Genomic DNA, 24,580 nt, shown 5'->3' with positions numbered 1-24,580 from the left:
CGTTTAATGTGGTGAACTTTAATTCATAGTAACTAATGTATAGAGGACAGTTATAAATCCAGAGCCTAACATTGCTATTAGCATGATCCAAACAAAAACTTTTGTAAAGCGTTGTGTTTTAGAAACTGATTTTTTATTTTTTGAAGCCACGATGTGATCCCCCACTTTCGTACGCATATTTCTTACATTTTACACCAAATAATACAAAAGAATCAATAGGGGATTAAAAATAGTCTTTTTTTCGTAACATCCATACCGTTACTAAGCAGATAATAAGGCTAATCAAACAAAGTATCCAAAAAGCTCCCGGTGTATCTTCAAATGGTAAAGAAACATTCATCCCCCAAAGTGCTCCAATAATATTGGGAATCGTTAAAACAATTGTGATTGAAGTTAAAACTTTCATAATGTTGTTTAAGTTATTAGAAATCACAGAAGAGAAAATAGCACTGATTTGTTCAAGCATTTGATTGGATTGTTTAATCATAGCTTCGGCTTGTTGATTTTCTACAACTACATCGTGTAAAAAAGAAAGACTTTTTTTATTTTGATTGAAACGCTCAATATTTTTTAGCCGTTTAAAGATTGGATGATTGCTTTCAATCGCAGTATCAAAATAAACTAAACTTTTTTGTAGAGCCATTAAAGAAAAAAGTTGTCGATTATTTGTTGTTTTTGTTAAAGTATCTTCTAATTTTTCGATTTTATAATTGATTTCTTTTAAATAAGAAATGTAATCAGAAGAAATATGCCAAGCTATATCTAGTAAAAAGCGTTCTTGGTTAGTACTATCACTTGGATAGTTAGGTTTATTTGTAATCATATTTGAAATGAAATCGGGTGTTTGGACAGTTGCTGTAATAATAGTATTAGCTGTTAAGATTACAGCTAAAGGCCTCGTAATGTATTCGCTGTCGCTTAAGCCATCATCTACCTTTAATGGATAAAGAAACATGGCTAACGAAGAACTTTCACTTTCTTTCATTTCTAAATTTTCGTATCTTGAAACTTCATCTGGATCTAGCACACTTGAAAGATAATCTTTTGGAAAACCGAAATGTTTAACAACTCCATCAATTTCATCATCTGTTGGATCAGAAAGGTGTAACCATTCCGCATGAGTAAAATCGATGTCATGAGTAATTTTACCTTGTTTTGTAGTGTAATAGGACTGAATCATAGCAAACGCTCCTTAAAATAAAATTAATAGAAAATACAACTAAGAAGTAAAGACCACCTTATTACCTAGTGTACACTAATTTGGAATGAAAAAGATAAAAAGAGAGGTTAATTAAAGGGAAAGTGATGTAGTTTAGTTAAACAGTATATAAAATATTTTTTTAAGTAGGTATATTAAAGGAAACAACTTTTAATTTCTTCCTTTTTTTGCTAGGATAGTAAAGAAAGAAGAAATACTATTTAAATAAAATCAGTTTTAATTGAAGGGAGTTTAAATAAATATGAGTAAGCAACAAATTGGTGTAGTTGGAATGGCTGTTATGGGGAAAAACTTGGCTTTAAACATTGAAAGCAGAGGTTATACTGTATCTGTTTATAATCGAACTACTTCTAAAACAGAAGCCGTTATTGCAGAAAACCCAGGTAAAAAATTAGTATTGACTCGTACAGTTGAAGAGTTTGTAGATTCTCTTGAAAAACCAAGACGTATTTTATTAATGGTACAAGCAGGTAAAGGAACGGATGCAACCATCCAATCTTTATTGCCGCATCTTGATAAGGGCGATGTATTGATTGACGGAGGAAATACCTTCTTTAAAGATACGATTCGTCGTAGTGAAGAATTGGCTGAATCAGGTGTGAACTTTATTGGAACAGGAGTTTCCGGTGGAGAAGAAGGCGCATTAAAAGGACCAGCTATTATGCCTGGGGGACAAAAGGAAGCATATGACTTAGTTGCACCTATCCTTGAACAAATTGCTGCTGTAGCTGAAGACGGTGAAGCTTGTGTTACTTATATCGGACCAAATGGAGCAGGTCATTACGTTAAAATGGTCCACAATGGTATCGAATATGGCGATATGCAATTGATTGCTGAATCTTATCACTTGTTACGTAATGTTGCAGGTTTATCAGTTGAAGAAATAGCTGAAGTATTTGCTGAATGGAACAAAGGCGAATTAGATAGTTTCTTAATTGAAATCACAGCAACAGCTTTAACTAAAAAAGATCCTGAAACTGGAAAACCAATGGTCGACATCATTTTAGATCGTGCTGGAAATAAAGGTACAGGTAAATGGACATCACAAAGTGCATTAGATTTAGGTGTACCACTACCATTGATTACAGAATCTGTTTTTGCACGTTATATCTCAGCATTAAAAGAAGAACGTGTTGAAGCAAGCAAGGTTTTACCGAAACCAGCTAGTTATTCATTTGATGGAGATAAAGCTGAATTGGTTGAAAAAATCAGACAAGCTTTATACTTTAGTAAAATCATGAGTTATGCTCAAGGGTTCGCCCAAATGCGCACAGCTAGTGAAGAATATGACTGGAATTTACAATATGGGGAAATCGCAAAAATTTTCCGCGCCGGATGTATTATTCGTGCTCGTTTCTTACAAAAAATTACAGATGCTTACGATCGCAATGCAGATCTTAAAAACTTAATGTTAGATGAGTACTTTATGGATATCACAAAAAATTACCAAGACTCTGTTCGTGATATTATTGGTATCGCTGTCAAATCAGGTGTGCCTATCCCGACGTTCTCTTCTGCAATAGCTTATTATGATTCATATCGTACAGCTGATTTGCCTGCAAATATCATTCAAGCTCAACGTGATTATTTCGGAGCACACACTTATGAAAGAACAGATAAAGCTGGAACGTTCCACTTTGACTGGTACGGTAACGAAGGAGAAGAACAACTTTAATCGGTTATTCTTTTAAATAAAAATAGAGGTTGAGACGATTGTTGTCCAGCCTTTATTTTTTTTTGGATCAAAGGAAAAAAATAGTAACGTAATAAAGATAATAGACAACTGTTTATTTGCTTAAGAAATTCTAAAATCCAAGTTTCAAAGTTCTCATTTAATTCTAATTTATGGTAAAATGATAACGGACACATTAAAAATTGATTGTGAAAAACCTTTTATCATGGTATCTTAACAAGAGCGAAAAAGATAAAAATAGCGATTTTAGAGGAGCAGGTGTACAATATAATGAATAAAATTTTAATTATTGAAGATGAAAAAAATCTGGCTCGTTTTGTAGAACTTGAATTAAAACATGAAGGATATGAAACAGAAGTTCGTTACAATGGGCGTACAGGATTAGAAGCAGCAGTTGCAGAAGATGCACATTGGGATGTAGTTTTATTAGATTTAATGTTACCGGAATTAAATGGAATAGATGTTTGTCGTCGTATTAGACAAGTTAGCAATGTACCTATTATTATGATGACTGCGAGAGATTCAGTTATTGATCGGGTATCTGGTTTAGACCATGGTGCAGATGATTATATTGTTAAACCATTTGCCATTGAAGAATTATTAGCACGCTTGCGCGCTTTGTTCCGTCGGATAGAAATTGAAAGTGAACAAAACATTACAAAACAAACGACTGTAACGTATAGAGATTTAACAGTTGAAAAAGAAAACAGAGTTGTCCGTCGTGGTGATGAAGTTATTGAATTAACAAAACGTGAATACGAATTGTTATTAGAATTAATGGAAAACGTGAACGTTGTATTAGCACGTGATGTTTTATTGAATAAAGTATGGGGATATGAAACAGAAGTTGAAACAAACGTAGTAGATGTTTATATCCGTTACTTAAGAAATAAAATTGATGTTCCAAATGTTGACAGTTATATTCAAACTGTTCGCGGTACAGGATATGTGATGCGTTCGTGAAACTCTCATTTTATAACAGAAAAAAGGAAAGAAGAAAAAGAAGACGGCTTTCATTAAAATGGAAGTGGACAATTGGAGCCACTCTAGCCATTTTTTTAACATTTTCTATTTTTTCTGTTGCTATTTTTGTAGGTTTCAGACAAATTATGTTTACACAAGAAGAAGAAAATTTCAGAGAAATTTTATTTGGATCTTCCACCCGTTTGGCAGATGAGAATAAGATAACGGATAGTGATTCAACCTCATTATCAAAGTCAACGGTATATTCTGCTTTCCATCCTTCATACTTTCCGGATGCTATGGAATTAATAGGAGAATATGATCAACGAAATGCAACTTTTGAAGATTCTGGAAATTACGAAGATTCTTTGTACGCTAAAATGAATGAAGAAGATGTAATCGTACGAGTCTATACTCCGTCATCACGATTACTTTTTGAGTCAAAATTAGGGGATTTTCCTTTTGAAGTAAGCTCGGAACCAGTTATAAAAATGATAAATGTAAATGGTGAAGAAGGTTATTATGGAGTTACGCCTGTTATTTCCGATGAAACAAAACAAATCATTGGTTATGTCCAAGTGATTGACGGAATGGCTGATTACCATAATATGATTGAAGTTACCATTATTAGTTTGGTAGCTATGGGTTTTGCTGCGCTGATATTTAGTGGAATTTTAGGTTATTTATTGGCATTAAATTTTTTGAAACCAATAAAAAATATTACAAATACAATGAATGATCTTCGACAAGATACTTCATCCACCTCTCGAATTGAAGTTGATGAAGGCAACGATGAATTAGACCATCTTTCCATTGTATTTAACGATATGTTAGATAAAATGCAAAAATATATAGAACAGCAAAAACAATTTGTAGAAGATGTTTCACATGAATTAAGGACTCCTGTCGCAGTTATGGAAGGACACTTAAAGTTATTAGACCGATGGGGAAAAGATGATCCTGAGATATTAGATGAGTCTCTTTCTGCATCGCTACAAGAAATTACAAGAATGAAAAGTCTAGTTCAAGAGATGTTAGACTTGTCTAGAGCTGAACAAGTAGAAATTCATTATAAGAATGAAAAAACAGCTATTAAGCCGATTATTCAGCAAACCTACAACAATTTTAAAATGATTCATCCTGACTTTGTGTTCAATCTAGATGATGACATTTTTGAAGAGCTTTATGTATCGATTTATCGCAATCATCTTGAACAGATTTTAGTTATTTTATTGGATAATGCAGTAAAATATTCTACTGATCGTAAAGAAGTGCACATCTCAGTTGCAACTGATGATAGAGAAGTTCAAATTGCTATTCAAGATTTTGGTGAAGGGATGACTCCTGAAGATGCAGAGAAGATTTTTAATCGTTTCTATCGCATTGACAAAGCTCGTAGCCGACATAAAGGTGGAAATGGACTTGGTTTAGCAATTGCAAAAGAATTGTTAATTGGGTACAACGGAAGCATTACGGTAGAGAGTGTCCTAGATTATGGAACAATTTTCAGAATAACTTTGCCTATTTACAAAGATGAGGTGTAAAAAAAAGACCTGCTCGTTTGAGTAGGTCTTTTTAGTTAACGATTTTTTTGTTGTTTCCCAGCATTTCTGCCACGAGCATTTGTTTTAACTGAAGATCCTGTTAAAGCGGTAGATTGTTGGTTAACAGGTTCAGCTTGTTTAATTGTCCGTTTTGATTTTACCGGGCGTTTTTTAGCTTCTGCTTCAACTTGTGCTTTTATTCTTGGTTTAAAGATAAAGTTTGTAATAATTGTTTGGAAAACAGCGAAGATTCCTCCAACGAACCAGTACAATCCTAAACCAGCAGGAGATGTGAATGAGACCATTAAAATCATGATTGGACTGACATACATCATTGTACGCATTTGTTTCTTTTGTTCTTCTGGAAGACCAATCATAGAAACATATGATTGAACAAAGTAAACTGCACCAGCTGCAATAGCAAGAGCTATATTTTGATTACCCAAGCTAAAACCTAAGAAAGTACTGTTACTGATTTCTCCAGATAAATTGATTGCTTGGAACATAGCAGTAAAGATAGGCATTTGAATCAACAATGGCAAGCATCCAATGCCACCTAACATACTCATGTTATTGTCTTTATATAAGCTCATTAATTCTTGTTGTGCAGCAGCTTTTTCTTCAGGTGTAACAGCTGCTTTTTGTTTTTTCTGAACTTCTTCCATTTCTGGTTTGATTAAAGCCATTTTTTCTTGTTGAATAATTGATTTTTTAGATTGGTTTAGATTTAATGGTAAAATAATCAAACGAACGATCAATGTGATAGCAATAATAGCTAATCCATAACTACCATTAAACAAATTAGCAAGCTGTATGATGATCTGTTGAGTAGGAACCACTAAAAATTCATAAATCAAACCACTGGGGTTTCCATCTGAGTCATGTGCCATACACCCTGACAAAAATACCACAACGCTTAAAAGCGCTCCTGATAAAAATAATTTCTTTAAATTCTTCATTGTTCACAATCCTTCATTTTTATTAAATTAAGTAACGTTACCTACTATACAGGATTAGTGTAGGGTTTTCAATTGCTTATTGTAAACTTATCTCTATTCGGTATTGAAGTGAGCTCCTCAATAGTTATAGAATCAACTCTGCCGCTTGGTGAAGGCGAATTTCTTATTTTTTCTATAAATTGGTCGATTTTTTCTGGTTCACCATTAGCTTCTATATATACACTTCCATCTGATTCATTACGGACAATGCCATAAACGCCTATTTGATCAGCTGTCAATTTTGTCATATAGCGAAAGCCAACACCTTGTACAAGTCCGGTTACTTGTATAGAAACTTTTTTCATATCTATCCCTCCATTTTGGGTGTTATCATTTAACGGCTCTAATGAATTATTGATTGGAAAAAGAAACTTTTTGACTGTTGATAAGAACGAGTTCATACTATTCCTCCTCATTTCCAAATCATTATGCCTGTTTAGTTTATTTTAACGATTGCACTAAACTTGGTCAATCATTCTTTAGTCTGAATTTTATAAAAATAGGAGAACATACTTTTGGTTTTGTTGCATTGAGTATAGAGATAACTTACAATGATTGTACAGTATTTAGTAGGATAATAAGAAATTATAAGCTGTTTTAAGTAAAGAAAGGAATTACCATGAAGACATTAATTATCGCTGAAAAACCGAGTGTAGGTAAAGAGATTGCAAGGGTATTAGGTGCAACACAAAAAAGTAAAACATTTATTGAAGGAAAAGACGTCATTGTTACCTGGGCGTTAGGTCATCTATTAGGATTAAAAATGCCTGAAGAATATAAAAGTGAATGGGCAACATGGGATTTGAACACTTTGCCATTAGTTCCAGAAAAAATGCTGACTAAGCCTTTAAAAAATACAAGTGGTCAGTTAAAAGCAATCAAGCAGCTGGCTAATCGAAAAGATGTTGGGTCAGCAGTGATTGCTACGGATGCTGGACGCGAAGGGGAATTGGTTGCACGATGGATATTAGAGTATGTTCATTTTAATAAACCAGTAAAAAGACTTTGGATTTCTTCGCAAACTGATAAGGCCATTAAGGATGGTTTTAAGAACCTTCAACCTAGTGAAAAGTATACTAACTTATATGAATCCGCTGTTGCTCGTTCTGAAGCAGATTGGTTAATTGGTTTAAATGTCACGAGAGCATTGACAGTCAAGTATCAAGATAATTTATCGGCTGGAAGAGTTCAAACGCCAACATTGGCTATGGTAAGAAAGCAAGAAGCAAAAATTGCATCTTTTGTTCCAGAAACGTATTATACGGTCCAATTGATGATGGATGGAAAAAGAGCCTCATTAAAAAGCGGAGCTCCTCATAAATATACTAAACGCGAAGAAGCTGAAAATTTAGTAGCTTCGCTAAAAAACAAGCCGATAGTTGTAGTAGATGTAAAAGAAAAGCAATCCATACAGCAAGCGCCATTGCCATATGATTTAACTGAACTTCAACGTGAAGCCAACCAACGCTATCAGTTTTCAGCAAAGAAAACATTGAGCTTGATGCAAACTTTATACGAACGTCATAAAGTGCTGTCTTATCCAAGGACAGATTCTAAATACTTAACTCAAGATATGTTAGGAACAATGAAAGAAAGAGTAATGGCAATTCAAGGATTTGCTCCGGATGATGTAAAAAAAATTCTTAAAAATGGTGCTCAAGTAACTTTGAAAAGTGTTTTTAATACTTCAAAAGTGACAGATCATCACGGCATCATTCCAACTGAAGAACGTCCGCGACCAGAAAAAATGGAAGCAGATGAACTGAAAATATATCGGATGGTTGTTGAACGGTTTATTGGGTTGTTTTTACCAGCTTATAAAGTATCTAAGACAACCATTGTATTTTCAGCTGAAGATATTTTATTTCATTTGCAACAAGAAGTTGTGCTGGAAAAAGGATGGAAGAAAGACATTCAGAAACTAGAAGGAAATGATTATCAGTTAAATGAACAATTCAACAGTCCGGTTTATACCATCCAAAAACAACTCACAGAAGCCCCAGCTCGTCTTTCAGAAGGTGCTCTTCTACAAAATATGGAAAATAATGGATTAGGTACACCTGCTACTCGTGCAGAAATCATTGAAAAACTCATTAGTAGTGATTTAATGGAACGTACTCAAAATAAATTGAGTACAACTCCTAAAGGCCAGCAACTACTAACATTAGTCAATCCAGCATTAGTGACTCCAGAACTGACAAGTAAATGGGAAAAATCTTTAGAAGAAATTGCAAAAGGCAGCTTGAGAAAAGAAGAATTTTTAACACAAATAAAAAAAGAAACAGCTCGATTAGTAACTGAGATCAAAAACAGCACGCAAACCTATAAAGATCATTCTCTAACCAGTAAAATTTGCCCAGATTGTGGTGAATTATTGAAAGAACGTAATGGACGTGATGGGAAAGTGTTGGTTTGCAGTAGTTCTACTTGTTCTTACAGACGCAGAAAAGATCCAAAACTATCCAATCATCGATGTGCACAGTGCCACCGTAAAATGGAGATTCATGAAGGTAAAACTGGGAAATACTTCAAATGCAAATATTGTAATGTGACTGAAAAGATTGAAGGGAAAAACAGTAAGAAACCAAGTAAACATGAAACAAAAAAATTAATGAAAAAAATTAATCAGCAAGAGGAAGAAGCGGAAAGTCCTTTGGCTTTAGCTATGAAAGCAGCGTTGGAGAAAAAAGGATAACTAAAATATTCCATGTGAAAAAGGATGAGGGAAGGCAATAAAGAATGTCTGCCTCATCCTTTTACTGCATTTCGTTTACAGCTTATTTTGTGTATAATTAAAAGGAATTATAAGGAGGAAAGAAAACCGTGGCAAGTAAAAAAAAGAATACTACAGCTAAAAAGAACGCAAATTATCGTCATTCATTTGAAATTATTGGATTGATTTTTATTATTTTAAGTATTTTTTCAGTTTCGCAAACAGGTTTTGCGGGTATTTTTAGTGCGAATTTATTTCGTTTTTTTGTAGGGAATACATTTACTATTGCAGCAATCTTGATTGGAATCTATGGGCTTTACCTTATATTTAAAGGGAAAGAACCTCCTTTTAAAAATAAACGAATTGCAGGTTTTTTACTCATTTACAGCAGTTTGTTATTAGTCCAGCATGCTCGTTTATTTGCACCTATTATTCATGCGGATATGAACGTTATTTCTGCTACTTTCCGTTTCTTTATGATCGATATGGTGAATAATGAGATTACACAATCTCTTGGTGGAGGAATGATTGGAGCTGTTTTTTACGCAGCAAGTTATTTTTTATTTTCTCAATGGGGAACTTATTTTATAGCAGGGCTTAGTTGTTTTTTTGGAATCTTTTTATTATTTCAATTATCCTTTAAAACATTCCTAAAAAAAATAGGGAATGGACTTATGATTGGTTGGCAAAAAATCAAAATACACTTATCGGAATTGAAAACAATTATCTTGAAAAAACGAAGCGAGTCAAAAGAATCTACTAAAAATGAACCTCAAAAAAAGGTTAAGAAAGAAAAAATAAATACTGTTAAAGCTGTACCCAATGTTAAAGAAGAACAAACTACTCAAAAAGAGAAGAATGAGCAATTGCAATTGGAAATTGAGAATTACCAAAACCGTGTTAAGAAACCTGCTGTCGATGAAGCGAAAGCAATTAGTGCAGAGACAGATGACCATGATGGAGAACCTATTGATTTTGAGATAGGAGCTGAGAAAGAAAATAAGGATTATCAATTACCACCTTCTCATTTATTAAACGAAATCCCCCAAAATGACCAAACAAATGAATACGCGATTATCCAAAAAAATGTTAAGAAATTAGAAGATACTTTTCAAAGTTTTGGGGTAGATGCAAAAGTTATCAAAGCAAATTTAGGACCCGCCGTAACAAAATATGAAGTCCAACCAGCAATTGGGGTGAAAGTAAGTAAGATCGTTAGTCTCAGCGATGATATTGCATTGGCATTAGCGGCAAAAGATATTCGGATAGAAGCTCCGATACCCGGCAAGTCTTTTATTGGAATAGAAGTTCCAAATAGTGAAGTGAGTTTAGTTTCCTTTAGAGATGTTATCGAAGGTCAGGTCCATAATAAAGAAAAGCTGTTAGAAGTACCACTTGGAAGAGATATAACCGGCAGTATTGCTATGGCTGATTTAGCTAAAATGCCTCATTTACTTGTAGCGGGATCTACAGGAAGTGGAAAATCAGTTTGTATCAATGGAATCATTACTAGTTTGTTGATGAAAGCTAAACCGAACGAAGTAAAATTGATGATGATAGACCCTAAGATGGTGGAATTAAATGTCTATAATGGAATTCCACATCTACTAACACCTGTCGTGACTAATCCCAAAAAAGCAGCACAAGCTTTGCAAAAAGTCGTTGCGGAAATGGAAAGAAGATACGAACTATTTGCTGCTAGCGGGATGCGAAATATTACTGGATACAATCAATACTTACAAACACATAATCAAGAAAATGGCGAAAATTATCCAACATTACCATTTATCGTGGTGATTGTTGATGAGCTAGCTGACTTAATGATGGTAGCTAGTAACGAAGTCGAAGATGCGATCATTCGTTTAGCGCAAATGGCTCGGGCTGCTGGAATTCATATGATCTTAGCAACTCAAAGGCCAAGTGTAGACGTTATCACGGGCATTATTAAAGCAAATGTTCCTTCACGGATTGCTTTTGCAGTTTCCAGCGGTGTTGATTCGAGAACGATAATTGACGGCAGTGGAGCAGAAAAATTATTAGGTAGAGGGGACATGTTATTCTTGCCAATGGGCGAAAATAAACCGGTTCGTGTACAGGGTGCATTTATTTCTGATGAAGAGGTTGAACATATTGTGACATTTGTAACTGATCAACAAGGCGCAAATTATGTTGAAGAGATGATGCCTACAGAGGAAACTAAAGCTGCAGAAAGTGATGTCGAAGATGAAGTATATGAGGACGCAGTGGCTTTGATCGTTGAAATGCAGACGGCAAGCATCTCTTTATTGCAACGACGTTTTAGAATCGGCTATAATCGAGCAGCTCGTCTGATCGATGAAATGGAGATGCGAGGCATAGTTGGCCCTTCAGAAGGCAGTAAGCCTCGTAAGGTGAATATCACTCACGTTCCTGGCGACGAGCAGTTAAATGAATCAGAAATAGAACAATATTAATAAAGAACATCTGTTAATGAGCTACTCATTTAGCAGATGTTTTTTTTGGCATAGGTACTTTTTGTCAGTAATTAGACCTAAAGACATACGAAAATAGTTTTAATACATTAGAAATCAATTAAAAACTGAACATTTTTTAGCTAAAACGTTTTCAACAATCATTTTTGTTGTTTATTTTTTAAAATAAAGATGGTACTATAAATGCGAGGATGAATTAATGAGAATTTGATTCATACTAAAAAATTATTGGGGGTTTTTTGAGTGAAGAGTAGAAATTTTAAGAGTCTATTGACTCTGGGTCTATTATCAAGTTTAACATTGGCTGCATGTGGAGCTGATGAAGGAAGTGATAATGCTTCATCTTCAGGTTCAGGAGAAGATTATTCAATTGTTATGGTTACCGACGTAGGTGGAGTAGATGATAAATCATTTAACCAATCTGCTTGGGAAGGTATGGAAGCTTGGGGAGAAGAGCACAAACTTGAAAAAGGACCTGATGGATACAACTACATTCAATCAGATGAAGATTCTCAATTTGTTACAAATTTAAATACTGCTGTAAATAATAATTTTGATTTGATTTTTGGGATTGGATTTAAATTAAAACCAGCAATGATAGACGTTGCTGAACAAAATCCAGATCAAAACTTTGTTATTATTGATGAAACAATTGAAGCTGACAACGTTTCTTCTGTATTGTTTAAAGACCATGAAGCTGCATTTTTAGCTGGGGTTGCTGCCGCTGAAACAACTGAAACAGACCATGTTGGGTTCATCGGTGGACAACAAAGTGCTGTTATTGACCGTTTTGAAGCTGGTTTTGTAGCTGGTGTACAAGCTGTTAATCCAGATATTAAAATTGATGTTGAGTATGCTGGATCATTCGGAGATGCTGCTCTTGGAAAACAATTAGCAGCTGCAATGTATAGTTCAGGAGCAGATATTATTTATCATGCATCTGGAGATACAGGTAATGGTGTGTTCTCAGAAGCTATCGACCGCATGAATTCTAATCCAGATCAAAAACTTTGGGTAATCGGAGTTGACCGTGATCAAACTGCTGAAGGTGAATACGATGGCGGAAACTTAACACTTACTTCAACACTTAAAGGTGTAGGACAAGCTGTTCAAGATATCGCAAATGCATCAATGGAAGGCAACTTCCCAGGTGGAGAAATCAGTAACTTTGGTTTAGCTGAAGATAGCGTAGGCATTACTGAAGGGGCATTATCTGAAGACGTAATCAAAACAGTTGAAGATTACAAACAACAAATTATTGATGGAACAATTACAGTTCCAGAAGCACCATAATTTAATTTATACCAAACAACTAGTTTAAGGAATGAATAAAGATCAAAAGACCGGATACTTATATTCCGGTCTTTTCCTCTCTTTTGAGTTATCAAGATCAGTATGATCAAAACTATATTTTCTATTAAAATTAAAAAAGAAAATTTGATAACTACTTGTCTGTAAAACAACTATAATGGATAATAGATTGAGCAAGAGAAAAGGAGTGAAACCATCGTGTCAGAATCAGTAAATGTCATTGAAATGAAGGGTATTACGAAACAGTTTGGTACTTTCAAAGCGAATGACAATATTAATTTGCAGCTTAAAAAGGGAGAAATTCATGCTCTTTTAGGAGAAAATGGTGCAGGTAAATCCACTTTAATGAATATTCTTTCAGGGTTATTAGAACCTACTTCTGGAGAAATTCTGGTAAATGGACAGGTGGTAAATATAAGTTCACCTAGTGCAGCAAACAAATTAGGTATTGGAATGGTTCACCAACATTTTATGTTAGTGAAAAAGTTTACCGTTACTGAAAATATTATTTTGGGAATGGAAAAAACTAAAAATGGTTTTTTAGATAGACATTCGGCTAAAAACGAAATAAAAGAATTGTCTGAAAAATACGGTTTATTAGTTGATCCTAGTGCAAAAGTTGAATCTATTTCAGTAGGAATGGAGCAAAGGGTAGAGATTTTAAAAACTCTTTATCGCGGAGCAGATATCTTAATATTTGATGAACCGACTGCAGTGTTGACTCCTCAAGAAATCGATGAATTGATAAATATTATGAGAGCCCTAACAAAAGAAGGCAAGTCGATCATCTTAATTACACATAAACTTGATGAAATTAAAGCTGTTGCTGACCGTTGTACGGTTATCCGTCGTGGACAAAGTATTGATACGGTGGATGTTTCAACTACTTCTCCTCAAGAATTAGCAGATATGATGGTTGGACGTTCAGTTTCCTTCAAAACACAAAAAAAGGCTTCGCAACCAAAAGAAACTGTTTTGTCTATCGAAAATCTTACAGTCAAAGAAAACCGTGGATTAGATGCAGTTAAAGGATTAAGTTTAGAAGTTCGAGCTGGAGAAGTTGTGGGAATAGCCGGAATCGATGGAAATGGACAAAGTGAATTGATTCATGCAATTACCGGATTAACAAAGACTGAAAGTGGGAAAATCACGCTAAACGGTGAAGAAATCCAAAATAAAACACCACGTAAAATTACAGAATTAGGGTTAGGACATATCCCTGAAGACCGTCATAAATATGGCTTAGTGTTGCCGATGTCATTAGAAGAAAATATAGCATTACAAACGTATTATAAAAAACCTTTAAGTAATCATGGTATTTTAAATCAAAAAGAAATAAAGAACTTTGCAATAAAATTAATCGAAGAATTTGACGTGCGCACACAAAATGAAACAACACCTGCTGGATCATTATCAGGTGGGAACCAACAAAAAGCTATTATTGCTAGAGAAATTAATCGTAACCCATCATTATTGATAGCTGCACAACCGACACGAGGACTTGATGTAGGAGCGATTGAATACATTCATTCACGTTTGATTGAGCAACGAGATAATGGAAAAGCCGTCTTGCTAATGAGTTTTGAACTAGATGAGATTTTAAATGTTTCTGATCGAATCGCTGTTATGTATGAAGGCAATATCGTTGCAATTGTGGATCCTAAAGAAACAACTGAACAAGAGCTTGGTTTGTTAATGGCAGGGACTTCTCTCGAAAAAGCTCGTTCTCTGATCAAACAAGGAAATGGAAAGGAGGGTGTTCAAAGTGAATCATAAAAAAGATACATTGAACAATTTACTTGTGCCATTACTTTCTGTATTAATGGGATTTGTTCTGGGTGCAATTATTATGGTTATTTTTGGGTACGATCCAATTACTGGATATACAGCAATGATTAATGGTGCTTTTGGTTCATCCTTTTATATTGGTGAAACATTAAGACAAGCTACACCGCTTATTCTAACAGCATTAGGTTTTTCTGTAGCTTACAATGCAGGATTCTTTAACATTGGGGTTGCTGGACAGGCTTTGCTTGGTTGGTTATGTTCTGTATGGGTAGCTACTTCTTTTGCAAGCTTACCGGGTATCATTTTACTTCCCTTAAGCATTCTTGGTGGTGCTTTGGCTGGAGCTATTTGGGCTGGAATTGCTGGATTTTTAAGAGCTTACTTTAACACTAGTGAAGTTATTGTTACGATCATGTTGAACTATACTGCTCTTTATACAACAAATTATTTGATTCGTAATGTTTTAACAGAATCAGCAGATGCAACAGCACGTATTCCAGAAGGAGCGAGTTTACGAGCTGGATGGATAACTGAATTAACAAGTAATTCTACTCTTCATACGGGTATATTTATTTCTTTAATTATGGCTGTAGTCGTTTGGTTCTTAATGAAAAAGACAACTACTGGATTTGAAATTAGAACTGTAGGGCTAAATCCTAGTGCTTCTGAATATGCTGGTATGAGTTCTAAACGTAATATCATTATTTCAATGTTAATCAGTGGTGGTTTGGCTGGTTTAGGTGGAGTAATGGAAGGTCTAGGAAACTTCCAAAATATCTTTACCCAAGGAGCAATGCCAACTATAGGATTTGATGGTATGGCAGTAGCTTTGTTAGGGTTAAGCAACCCCGTAGGTATTATTTTCTCAGCTATTCTGTTTGGAGCATTGAAAATTGGTGGAAACAGCATGCCGATGATTTCAGGTGTCCCAACCGAAGTTGTAGATATTGTAATAGCTTCTATTATTTTCTTCGTAGGGGCTAACTACTTGATTCGCTATTTTATCGATAAACGAGCTAGAGTAAATAAAGGAGGAGTGAAATAAGATGGATATCGTACAATTGCTTCAACTCATTGTTTCATCATCACTTGTGTATTCAGCTCCTCTTGTATTAACAGCCCTAGGTGGAACATTTTCTGAACGTAGTGGTATTGTTAACGTAGGTCTAGAAGGAATAATGGTTATGGGAGCCTTTAGTTCAATTGTATTTAATTTAACTTTTGCAAGTACTTTTGGCGACATGACTCCTTGGATATCCGCTTTAGTTGGTGGATTGATTGGTGTGGTTTTTTCACTGATCCACGCAGTAGCTACAGTCAATCTAAGAGCAGACCACATTATTTCTGGTACTGTTATCAACTTAATGGCTCCAGCATTAGCAATCTTCTTTACTCGTGTATTGTATAATGGAGCTGGACAAACGGATCGTATCACTGAAAGTTTTGGTAAAGTAACTATTCCATTACTGAACCGTATTCCAATTATCGGCGATATTTTCTTTAAAGGAACTTCAGCACCCGCTTTTGCAGGTATTCTAATTGCTATCATTTGCTGGGTAGTACTCTTTAAGACAAGATTTGGTTTACGTTTAAGATCTGTTGGGGAACACCCTCAAGCAGCTGATACGTTAGGGATCAATGTTTACTTAATGAAATATGCTGGTGTAATGTTGTCTGGTTTACTCGGTGGTATGGGTGGCGCAATTCAAGCGCAATCTATTTCATTGAGTTTTCAAGCTTCAACAATTGCTGGGCAAGGATTTATTGCTATGGCAGCAATGATATTTGGTAAATGGAACCCTCTTGGTGCAATGGGTGCAGCTATATTCTTTGGTTTTGCTCAAAGTCTAGGTGTTATTGGAAATTACATTCCTATTATTCAAGACATCCCAAGTGTGTGGTTGCAAATCGCGCCATATGTTATCACTATTATTGTGTTGGTTGGTGTTATCGGTAAATCCGAAGGACCAGCAGCTGGTGGTAAAACATATATTAAATCAAAATAAGATACTTTTTAAGCAACAACGGACGTTCATGTCTGTTGTTGCTTTCTTTTTTTTAGTTTTTATTTTAAGATAGACAATGAACGCTTTTCCAAGTTAGAGGAGGAATAAAGATATGTCTATTCAGTTAAATGAAGGAGTTCATTTGCATGTACTCCCCACTAAAAAATATAAAACTATTCGTATTATGTTGAAATTTCGTGCACCATTAAATAAACATACGATTACCAAACGAGCTATGCTAGCAAATTTATTGGAGACAAACAGTAAAAAATACCCTACACAAACAGCATTAAGAAGTGCTCTTTCAACTATGTATGGAGCTAGTTTTGGAACCGCTGTAACTAAAAAAGGGAATACTCATGTATTGACTTTTAGTTTGAATTTAGTGAATGAGAAATACTTATCAAAAGGAGATAACGTATTACAAGAAGGCATTGATTTTCTAAAAGAAGTTATTTTCTCTCCAAATGTTGAGCAAGGTCAATTTCATGAAAAGACTTTTAAAAGAGAAAAAGAAAATTTAGAAGATTATTATGATTCGTTATTTGATGATAAACAAACTTATGCGAGTCTATCTTTACAAGAGCTCTTTTTTGAAGATGATAATCAAAAAACACCAAGTGTTGGTTCAAAAGAAGATTTGAAAGAAATAACTTCTAGCTCTTTGTATGAGTATTATCAAGAAATTTTAAATCGAGATAAGGTAGACATTTACGTAATGGGTGATGTGAGTACAGGTGAGATTCAGTCAGCATTTGAGCAGTTCAACTTTGCTCCTCGACAATTAGAAGAAACAAATAGTTTCTATAAAGAACCAGCAGCTAAGAAAATAAAAAGTAAAACTGAATACCAAGATGTTATACAAGCGAAGTTTAACCTCGGTTATACAACGTCTGTTTTTTATCATGATCCGTCTTATTATGCAGCACAAGTATTCAATGGTTTATTCGGCGGATTCCCGCATTCTAAATTGTTTATGAATGTTCGTGAGAAGGAAAGTTTAGCTTATTATGCTTCTAGTTCAATGGATACGTTTAGAGGGATGATGACTGTTCAAACTGGTATTGATGGTCAAAAGGTAGAACAAGTTAGAGAAATCATCGCATTACAGTTAAAAGAGATGCAATCAGGCAATTTTACTCAAGAAGCTGTTTCTCAAACGAAAGAAATGTTGAAAAATCAACTTTTTCAATCTGAAGATAACTCAGGATCTGTTATTGAGCGTATTTATGCTATGCAATTAGCTAGAGGTAATGGGAATGAACTTTCAATTGATGAGTGGGTACGTAGAATTGAAAAGGTTACTAAAGAGGACATCATTGAAGTGGCCAACCAAGTGAAATTAAATGCAACATTCTTTTTGACAGCGGAGGCGAAATAATGGAAAAAAAAGTCTATGAACAATTACAAGAAATAATATATACAGAGACACTAGATAATGGGCTACAAGTGATCTTATTGCCTAAAAATGATTTTCATAAAACTTATGGCTTATTTTCAACTAATTTTGGTTCTATTGATAATCAATTTGTCCCTCGTGGGAAAACAGAAGCAACTACTGTACCAGATGGCATTGCTCACTTTTTAGAACATAAATTATTTGAAAAAGAAGATGGAGATGTTTTCAATACATTTGGGCGCTTAGGTGCTTCTGCAAATGCTTTTACAAGTTTTACTCGTACAGCGTATCTTTTTTCCAGTACGAGCAATGTTCCAGAGAGTTTGACTACACTTCTGGATTTTGTTCAAGAACCTTATTTTACTGAATCAACGGTAAATAAAGAAAAAGGGATCATTGCTCAAGAGATTCAAATGTATGAAGATGAACCGGACTGGCGTTTGTTTTTTGGTATCTTAGGTAATATGTATCCTAAACATCCCTTGCACATCGATATTGCTGGAACGGTAGATAGTATTATGGACATTACTCCTGAATTACTATATGAGAATCATGAGACTTTTTATCACCCGAGTAATATGAATCTATTTATTGTTGGGAAATTAGATCCAAAAGAAACCATGCAGTTGATTCGAGACAATCAAGCAAAAAAAGACTTCGTACCTGCTGAAACAATTCAACGTATTTTTCCAGAAGAAACCATTCATGATATCAAACCTTACGATTTTATCAAGATGTCTGTTAACCGACCAAAAAGTATTGTCGGAGTAAAAGGTTTAAACGAGGTCCCAACTGGCATAAAGGCTCTAGAGTATAAAACAACAATGGATTTACTGCTAACGTTGTTATTTGGTCCTACATCGGCAAATTATTTAAATTTATATGACAAAGGAATCATAGATGATAGTTTCTCTTATGAGTTTAATTTGGACCGTACGTTCCATTTTGTAGATGTCAGTGGAGACACAAAAGATTCAGCTGCTTTTAGTGAAGAAATTAAAAAACTGTTGCTTAGTGCAAAAGATAGCTTAGAATTAACAGAAGAAAATTTAACAACGGTTAAGAAACGAATGATTGGCCAAGAATTGCAAGCATTAAACTCGTTAGAATATATAGCTAATCAATTTAGCCAACCTATTTATGGAGAAGCAACGTTATTTGATATCGTTCCTATTATTGAAAACATTACATTAGCAGAGATAAAAGATGCTGCTGCAGAATTTATGATTGAAGATCATATGACGACATTCCATATTTTACCAAAAGGAGCGAATGAAGCGTGAAATTTGCTTTAATAATGGGAGCTAGCGGTGATATTGGAAAAGAAATCGCGCAAGAATTAGCAGAAAAAGGATGGTCATTGTACTTGCACGCTCACTCAAATCCAAAGAGCGTTGACAATCAACTGCGAAGTTTTCAAGTCCTTTATCCAAAACAAGATTTTTACGCTTTAACTTTAGATATGACGAAAGAAGAGGATATTCCTCTTTTTCTTCGTTCTATCTACCAGTTGGATGCGGTTATTTTTGCTAGTGGGTTTACGACTTATCAGTTGCTAACTGAAGTTACTTCTATCGACATGGATCACATGTGGTCAGTGCATGTTAAGACACCCATTTTATTGATCCAACACTTACAAGATAAATTAGCTCGTTCTAGACAGGGAAGAATTATTTTTATTAGTTCTATTTATGGAGAAATGGGTAGTGCAATGGAAGTATTTTATAGTACTTCAAAAGGCGCCCAGCTAGCTTTTATTAAAGCTTATAGTAAAGAAGTAGCTAGTCTGGGGATAACTGTAAACGCAATTTCTCCAGGTGCAATTGCTACTAAAATGAATCAAGATTTTACAGCAGCAGAACTGAAAGAGTTGGAAAGTGAGATTCCGGTAGGGCGTTTAGGAAGTGTGTCAGAAGTTAGTTTTTGGGTTGCTCAATTATTGGAAAAACGCAGCGCGTATATGACTGGTCAATCTATTGTGATTAGCGGTGGCTGGTTAAAATAGAAAAGCATCATCACTTTATAGTATAAAGAAAAATTAATGTTTCTAGAGTAGTAGTTATGTTATAATGCAAATGATATGAGATTTTCTCTCTAAACAAGAGAATAGGTAGGTGAGACAGTTGAATGAAATTGGTGAAAAATTAAAAGAAGCAAGAAAAGCAAAAGGATATACACTAGATGATTTGCAACAAATGACTAAAATTCAAAAAAGATATTTAATTGCTATTGAAGAAGGCAATTATGATGTTATGCCAGGGAAGTTTTATGCACGTGCTTTTATCAAACAATATGCAGATACTGTAGGCTTGAATGGAGATCAGTTATTAGAAGAATACACTGATGCAGTCCCTCATACCCATGATGAAGAATACGTTGAAAAAGTCTCTACAGATCAAACTCGGTCTGGAAAAAACCCGGAAAATATCTTTTTGACAAAAGCCCAAGATTATTTACCTACAATTCTAATCGGCATCTTAGCAGTAGCTATTGTAGCAGCTATCTATTTTGCTGTAATAAAAACAAACAATCAAGGCGATGAAGATATGATTACAAAGGAATCAGAAGAGATTTCTGTCTCAAGCGCTGAATCAATTTCAAGTGAAGAGTCAGTAGCAGAATCTTCAGAATCGCAAGAAAGTGAAGAAGAGACTCAAGGAATTGAGATGCAATCTTCTACTGGTTCAACAACGACTTATTCTGTTACCGGGGTTTCAGAAGGCAGCAGTTTAACATTGACTGCTTCAGGTGGAGATTCATGGATTAGTGTTGAGGCTGATGGAACAACCATTGATGCTCAGTTGATTACAGACGGCTCTAATTTAGAGTCAGAAGTTCCAGAGGGTACGTCATCTTTAGTGGTCATTATTGGGAATGCTCCTGCTACGAAAGTAAATCTTAATGGTGAGGATATTCCGTATGCTCCAGAAGCAGAAAATTCTGTTCGTCAAGAAATTGAATTTCAATTCGAATAGATAGTGAGAGGAAAGACTTGTAATACTTTTTTTATTGAAGTCTTCTTAAAATTAGTAGATGTATCTTGATAAAGAGAGGAAGCACAAAATTGAACTTACCAAATAAACTTACTGTATTGAGAATTTTTATGATTCCAATATTTGTTATTATCGTATTAGCACCTTTTGATTGGGGTGTAGTTCATCTTTTAGGATCTACAGTGGAAGTGACACAATTGGTAGGAGCTGGTTTATTTGCTTTAGCAAGTTTCACAGACTGGTTAGATGGAAAAATCGCACGTAACCAAGGATTAGTAACGAATTTTGGTAAATTTGCGGATCCTTTAGCTGATAAGATGTTAGTTATGACAGCTCTAATTGTTTTAGTTGGGCAAAACTTAGCTCCTTCATGGGTCGTTTCTATTATTGTATGTAGGGAATTAGCTGTTACAGGACTAAGATTACTATTAGTAGAACAAGGTGGCACAGTCTTAGCAGCTGCATGGCCTGGAAAAATAAAAACAGCTACTCAAATGGTTGCTATTATCTTATTGCTTATTGATAATTTACCTTTTGAAGGAATCGGATTGCCTATGGCATCTATTATGTTGTATATTTGTTTATTCTTTACAATTTATTCTGGGGTAGACTACTTTGTAAAAAACAGCTCCGTATTCAACGGTCCTAAATAAGAACAGAATACTATCAAGAAGAGAAGATCATTTGAAATGAGTATTTCAATGGTCTTCTTTTTTGTCACCTAGAAAAGTATGGTAAAATAAGAACATTAAAGAATGGAAGCCTTTTATCTTAAGAGTTTAAGAAGGGCCAAATTAAAGTTGTATCATAGTGTTCGCGTATTATAGAAGTAGGAGTGAGTAGAAATGAATGCAGAAATCATAGCAATTGGTACCGAGTTATTGATGGGGCAAGTAGTAAATACAAATGCTTCTTTTTTGTCTCGCGAGTTGTCATCATTAGGAATAAATGTCTATCATCAAATCGTTGTGGGAGATAATCCCACAAGAATGGCGGAAGTGATAGAAGCTGCTGAACAACGAAGTGATTTAATCATACTATCAGGAGGTTTGGGTCCAACAAAAGATGATATTACAAAGCAAGTATTAGCTGAGCATTTAAACAAAAAATTAATTTTGGATAAAAGTACGATGGAAAAAATTACTATGTATCACGAAAGTAGAAAACGATTAATGACAGAAAATAATCGCTTGCAAGCTATGGTTATTGAAGAATCAACTATCTTGAAAAATGAAACGGGTCTTGCTGCTGGTATGTTTTTAACCCAAAATAATCAATTCTATGTGTTGTTGCCTGGCCCTCCTAGTGAGTTAGAACCCATGTTTATAAAAGAAGTAAAACCTTTATTGATGAAAAAAAATCAGAATGAAACGTATATCGTATCAAGAGTGATGCGCTTTTTTGATATAGGAGAATCCCAGTTAGCTGCTGAACTGGATGATTTGATTGAACACCAGGAAAATCCAACTCTTGCTACATATGCTGGGAAACACGAAGTAACTTTGCGTTTAACAGCCAATGGAAGCTCTGAGGAAGCTTGTTATTTATTATTGGATAATATGGAAGTGAGTATCCAAAAACGTATAGGAAGCTATTTTTACGGGTATGGAGAGGACAATAGGCTAGAAAATGTAGTGGCTGATTTGCTGAAAGAAAGAAAATTGACATTGACAGCTGCAGAAAGTTTAACGGGTGGAGCCTTTCAAAGTCAACTAACCAGTATTTCAGGTGCTAGCCAATATTTTAAAGGTGGAATCGTAACCTATAGTAATGAAAGCAAAAAAGAAATCTTGGGTGTGTCTAAAGAAACCATTAAAAACGAAGGAGCAGTTAGCGCTCAATGTGCCATCGAGATGGCACAAAACGCAAGAGAGATGTTTAATGTAGACTTAGGGTTATCCTTTACTGGTGTTGCAGGCCCAGATAAGTTAGAAAACCAAGAAGTGGGTACAGTGTGGATTGGCCTTTCTGTTAAGGGACAACCAACATTCGCTAAGGAATACCATTTAGGTAAAGGGCGTGAGAACAATAGGGATAGATCAGTAATGTCTGGGTTAGAGTTGATTCGGAGAACTTTATTGAATTTACCTATTCATCAAAAGGTTTTTTCTGGAAAAAAAGTCGAATGAATTAAATAATGGACACCGAATGTTTGTTCGCTTTTTTCTTGCTTTGTTTATAAAAAAAAGGTATAATAATGGATGTAGCAGATGAAAATATGAATGAATAACGAATAGATAAAAGAAGATTTGAGGAGGATTTATTTAATGGCAGACGATCGTAAACAAGCATTAGACGCAGCGTTAAAAAAGATTGAAAAGAATTTTGGAAAAGGTTCTGTTATGAAACTAGGCGAAAAAGTTGATACACGTATTTCAACTGTTCCTAGTGGTTCACTAGCATTAGACGTAGCTTTAGGTGTAGGTGGTTTTCCGCGTGGAAGAATCATCGAAGTATATGGTCCTGAAAGTTCAGGTAAAACTACAGTAGCTTTACATGCTGTTGCTGAAGTTCAAAAACAAGGCGGAATTGCTGCTTTTATTGATGCAGAAAATGCATTAGATCCAAAATATGCAGCTGCTTTAGGTGTAGACATAGATGAATTACTTTTATCTCAACCAGATACAGGTGAACAAGGATTAGAAATTGCAGATGCTTTAGTTTCCAGTGGAGCAGTAGATATTGTAGTTATTGACTCAGTTGCTGCTTTAGTACCACGTGCAGAAATCGAAGGAGAAATGGGAGACTCTCATGTAGGTCTACAAGCCCGTTTGATGTCTCAAGCTTTGCGTAAATTATCTGGATCAATTAATAAGACAAAAACAATCGCTCTATTTATCAACCAAATTCGTGAAAAAGTCGGCGTGATGTTTGGTAATCCAGAAATTACCCCGGGTGGTCGTGCACTGAAATTCTACGCTACGATCCGATTAGAAGTTAGAAGAGCTGAACAAATCAAACAAGGTACAGATATTATGGGTAACCGTACAAAAATCAAAGTTGTAAAAAACAAAGTTGCTCCTCCTTTTAGAGTAGCTGAAGTAGATATCATGTATGGAGAAGGTATATCTCAAGTTGGAGAACTGGTAGATATGGGTTCTGACAAAGATATTATTGATAAATCTGGAGCGTGGTACTCTTATAATGGCGAACGAATTGGTCAAGGCCGAGAAAACGTCAAAAAATTCTTTAAGGAAAATCCTGAATTAAGAGCTGAAGTAGAACAAAAAGTTCGTGCAGCTTATGGATTTGGTGAACCTGGCACTGAAGAAGCAACAGCAGACTCTTCTGAAATTGATTTATTAGAAAAATAAGATCATAAGAAAACCAATAAGTATTAGTCTTATTGGTTTTTTTTATAAACTGTTTTTAATCGAATACTACAATTAATGAAGGAAAAAGGAACCTTATATAGGTATACTTAATGTTATGAAAGTTTATGAAAGGGTTACAAAACCATTATTTAAGTTGACATGTCTCTT

Annotated in this window: 20 protein-coding genes; 16 read left to right on the top strand and 4 right to left on the bottom strand. The window is 34.8% G+C overall.

Features of this window, described 5'->3' with window-relative positions; translation table 11 throughout:
• Positions 1-18: 18 nt before the first annotated feature.
• Both NST49_RS11385 and NST49_RS11380 read right to left on the bottom strand, forming a co-directional pair.
• Positions 19-177 carry a DUF4044 domain-containing protein gene (locus tag NST49_RS11385; protein WP_144080629.1) on the bottom strand — a complete coding sequence of 53 codons (159 nt, stop codon included), beginning with the start codon at positions 175-177 and terminating at the stop codon, positions 19-21.
• A gap of 46 nt (positions 178-223) precedes the next feature.
• Positions 224-1,180 carry a magnesium transporter CorA family protein gene (locus NST49_RS11380; RefSeq protein ID WP_187948683.1) on the bottom strand — a complete coding sequence of 319 codons (957 nt, stop codon included), beginning with the start codon at positions 1,178-1,180 and terminating at the stop codon, positions 224-226.
• Positions 1,181-1,460: 280 nt separating this feature from the next.
• On the opposite strand from NST49_RS11380, the gene gndA reads away from it, so the two are divergent.
• From gndA to NST49_RS11365, 3 genes are all read left to right on the top strand, one after another.
• Entirely contained in the window at positions 1,461-2,894 is a 1,434-nt protein-coding gene (gene gndA, locus NST49_RS11375) for an NADP-dependent phosphogluconate dehydrogenase (protein ID WP_023177183.1), read from the top strand.
• A gap of 288 nt (positions 2,895-3,182) precedes the next feature.
• Positions 3,183-3,875 carry a response regulator transcription factor gene (locus tag NST49_RS11370; RefSeq protein ID WP_023177185.1) on the top strand — a complete coding sequence of 231 codons (693 nt, stop codon included), beginning with the start codon at positions 3,183-3,185 and terminating at the stop codon, positions 3,873-3,875.
• 146 nt (positions 3,876-4,021) lie between these two features.
• Positions 4,022-5,419: a sensor histidine kinase gene (locus NST49_RS11365; protein ID WP_341048763.1), complete on the top strand. Its 1,398-nt coding sequence runs from the start codon at positions 4,022-4,024 to the stop codon at positions 5,417-5,419.
• Between the two features lie 35 nt (positions 5,420-5,454).
• Here the strand turns inward: NST49_RS11365 and yidC are convergent, their stop codons facing one another.
• Positions 5,455-6,378 carry a membrane protein insertase YidC gene (yidC, locus tag NST49_RS11360; protein WP_341048762.1) on the bottom strand — a complete coding sequence of 308 codons (924 nt, stop codon included), beginning with the start codon at positions 6,376-6,378 and terminating at the stop codon, positions 5,455-5,457.
• A gap of 68 nt (positions 6,379-6,446) precedes the next feature.
• Positions 6,447-6,818 carry an acylphosphatase gene (locus NST49_RS11355; protein ID WP_023177190.1) on the bottom strand — a complete coding sequence of 124 codons (372 nt, stop codon included), beginning with the start codon at positions 6,816-6,818 and terminating at the stop codon, positions 6,447-6,449.
• Between the two features lie 218 nt (positions 6,819-7,036).
• Between NST49_RS11355 and NST49_RS11350 the strand changes: the two genes are divergently transcribed.
• From NST49_RS11350 to recA, 13 genes are all read left to right on the top strand, one after another.
• Positions 7,037-9,112 (top strand): DNA topoisomerase 3, encoded by a 2,076-nt coding sequence (locus NST49_RS11350; protein WP_251166185.1) that lies wholly within the window; start codon positions 7,037-7,039, stop codon positions 9,110-9,112.
• Positions 9,113-9,240: 128 nt separating this feature from the next.
• Positions 9,241-11,583, top strand: coding sequence for an FtsK/SpoIIIE family DNA translocase (locus NST49_RS11345; RefSeq protein WP_023177192.1), 2,343 nt, complete (start codon positions 9,241-9,243; stop codon positions 11,581-11,583).
• Positions 11,584-11,844: 261 nt separating this feature from the next.
• Positions 11,845-12,894: a BMP family lipoprotein gene (locus NST49_RS11340; RefSeq protein WP_023177193.1), complete on the top strand. Its 1,050-nt coding sequence runs from the start codon at positions 11,845-11,847 to the stop codon at positions 12,892-12,894.
• A gap of 243 nt (positions 12,895-13,137) precedes the next feature.
• Positions 13,138-14,688 carry an ABC transporter ATP-binding protein gene (locus NST49_RS11335; protein ID WP_043945574.1) on the top strand — a complete coding sequence of 517 codons (1,551 nt, stop codon included), beginning with the start codon at positions 13,138-13,140 and terminating at the stop codon, positions 14,686-14,688.
• On the top strand, positions 14,678-15,745 hold the full coding sequence (locus NST49_RS11330; protein ID WP_023177195.1) for an ABC transporter permease: 1,068 nt from the start codon (positions 14,678-14,680) through the stop codon (positions 15,743-15,745). Before NST49_RS11335 ends, NST49_RS11330 begins: the two co-directional genes overlap by 11 nt.
• 1 nt (position 15,746) lies before the next feature.
• The gene (locus tag NST49_RS11325) at positions 15,747-16,706 is read left to right on the top strand and encodes an ABC transporter permease (protein ID WP_023177196.1); all 960 of its coding nucleotides are present in this window, start codon (positions 15,747-15,749) and stop codon (positions 16,704-16,706) included.
• A gap of 112 nt (positions 16,707-16,818) precedes the next feature.
• Entirely contained in the window at positions 16,819-18,087 is a 1,269-nt protein-coding gene (yfmF, locus tag NST49_RS11320; RefSeq protein WP_341048759.1) for an EF-P 5-aminopentanol modification-associated protein YfmF, read from the top strand.
• On the top strand, positions 18,087-19,388 hold the full coding sequence (gene yfmH, locus NST49_RS11315) for an EF-P 5-aminopentanol modification-associated protein YfmH (RefSeq protein WP_023177198.1): 1,302 nt from the start codon (positions 18,087-18,089) through the stop codon (positions 19,386-19,388). The genes yfmF and yfmH overlap by 1 nt, the downstream gene beginning before the upstream one ends.
• The gene (gene ymfI / locus NST49_RS11310) at positions 19,385-20,110 is read left to right on the top strand and encodes an elongation factor P 5-aminopentanone reductase (protein WP_341048756.1); all 726 of its coding nucleotides are present in this window, start codon (positions 19,385-19,387) and stop codon (positions 20,108-20,110) included. Before yfmH ends, ymfI begins: the two co-directional genes overlap by 4 nt.
• 109 nt (positions 20,111-20,219) lie before the next feature.
• Positions 20,220-21,080, top strand: coding sequence for a helix-turn-helix domain-containing protein (locus NST49_RS11305; protein WP_023177201.1), 861 nt, complete (start codon positions 20,220-20,222; stop codon positions 21,078-21,080).
• Between the two features lie 89 nt (positions 21,081-21,169).
• The gene (pgsA, locus tag NST49_RS11300; RefSeq protein WP_023177203.1) at positions 21,170-21,751 is read left to right on the top strand and encodes a CDP-diacylglycerol--glycerol-3-phosphate 3-phosphatidyltransferase; all 582 of its coding nucleotides are present in this window, start codon (positions 21,170-21,172) and stop codon (positions 21,749-21,751) included.
• Between the two features lie 192 nt (positions 21,752-21,943).
• Entirely contained in the window at positions 21,944-23,227 is a 1,284-nt protein-coding gene (locus NST49_RS11295) for a competence/damage-inducible protein A (RefSeq protein ID WP_034538471.1), read from the top strand.
• Between the two features lie 138 nt (positions 23,228-23,365).
• On the top strand, positions 23,366-24,412 hold the full coding sequence (gene recA, locus NST49_RS11290; protein ID WP_023177207.1) for a recombinase RecA: 1,047 nt from the start codon (positions 23,366-23,368) through the stop codon (positions 24,410-24,412).
• Positions 24,413-24,580: the final 168 nt, after the last annotated feature.

The organism is Carnobacterium sp. FSL W8-0810, from assembly GCF_038007125.1.
Taxonomy (GTDB): domain Bacteria; phylum Bacillota; class Bacilli; order Lactobacillales; family Carnobacteriaceae; genus Carnobacterium_B; species Carnobacterium_B inhibens.
Note: the sequence above shows the minus strand (reverse complement) of the source record. Positions and strands in the feature narration are given on the sequence as shown.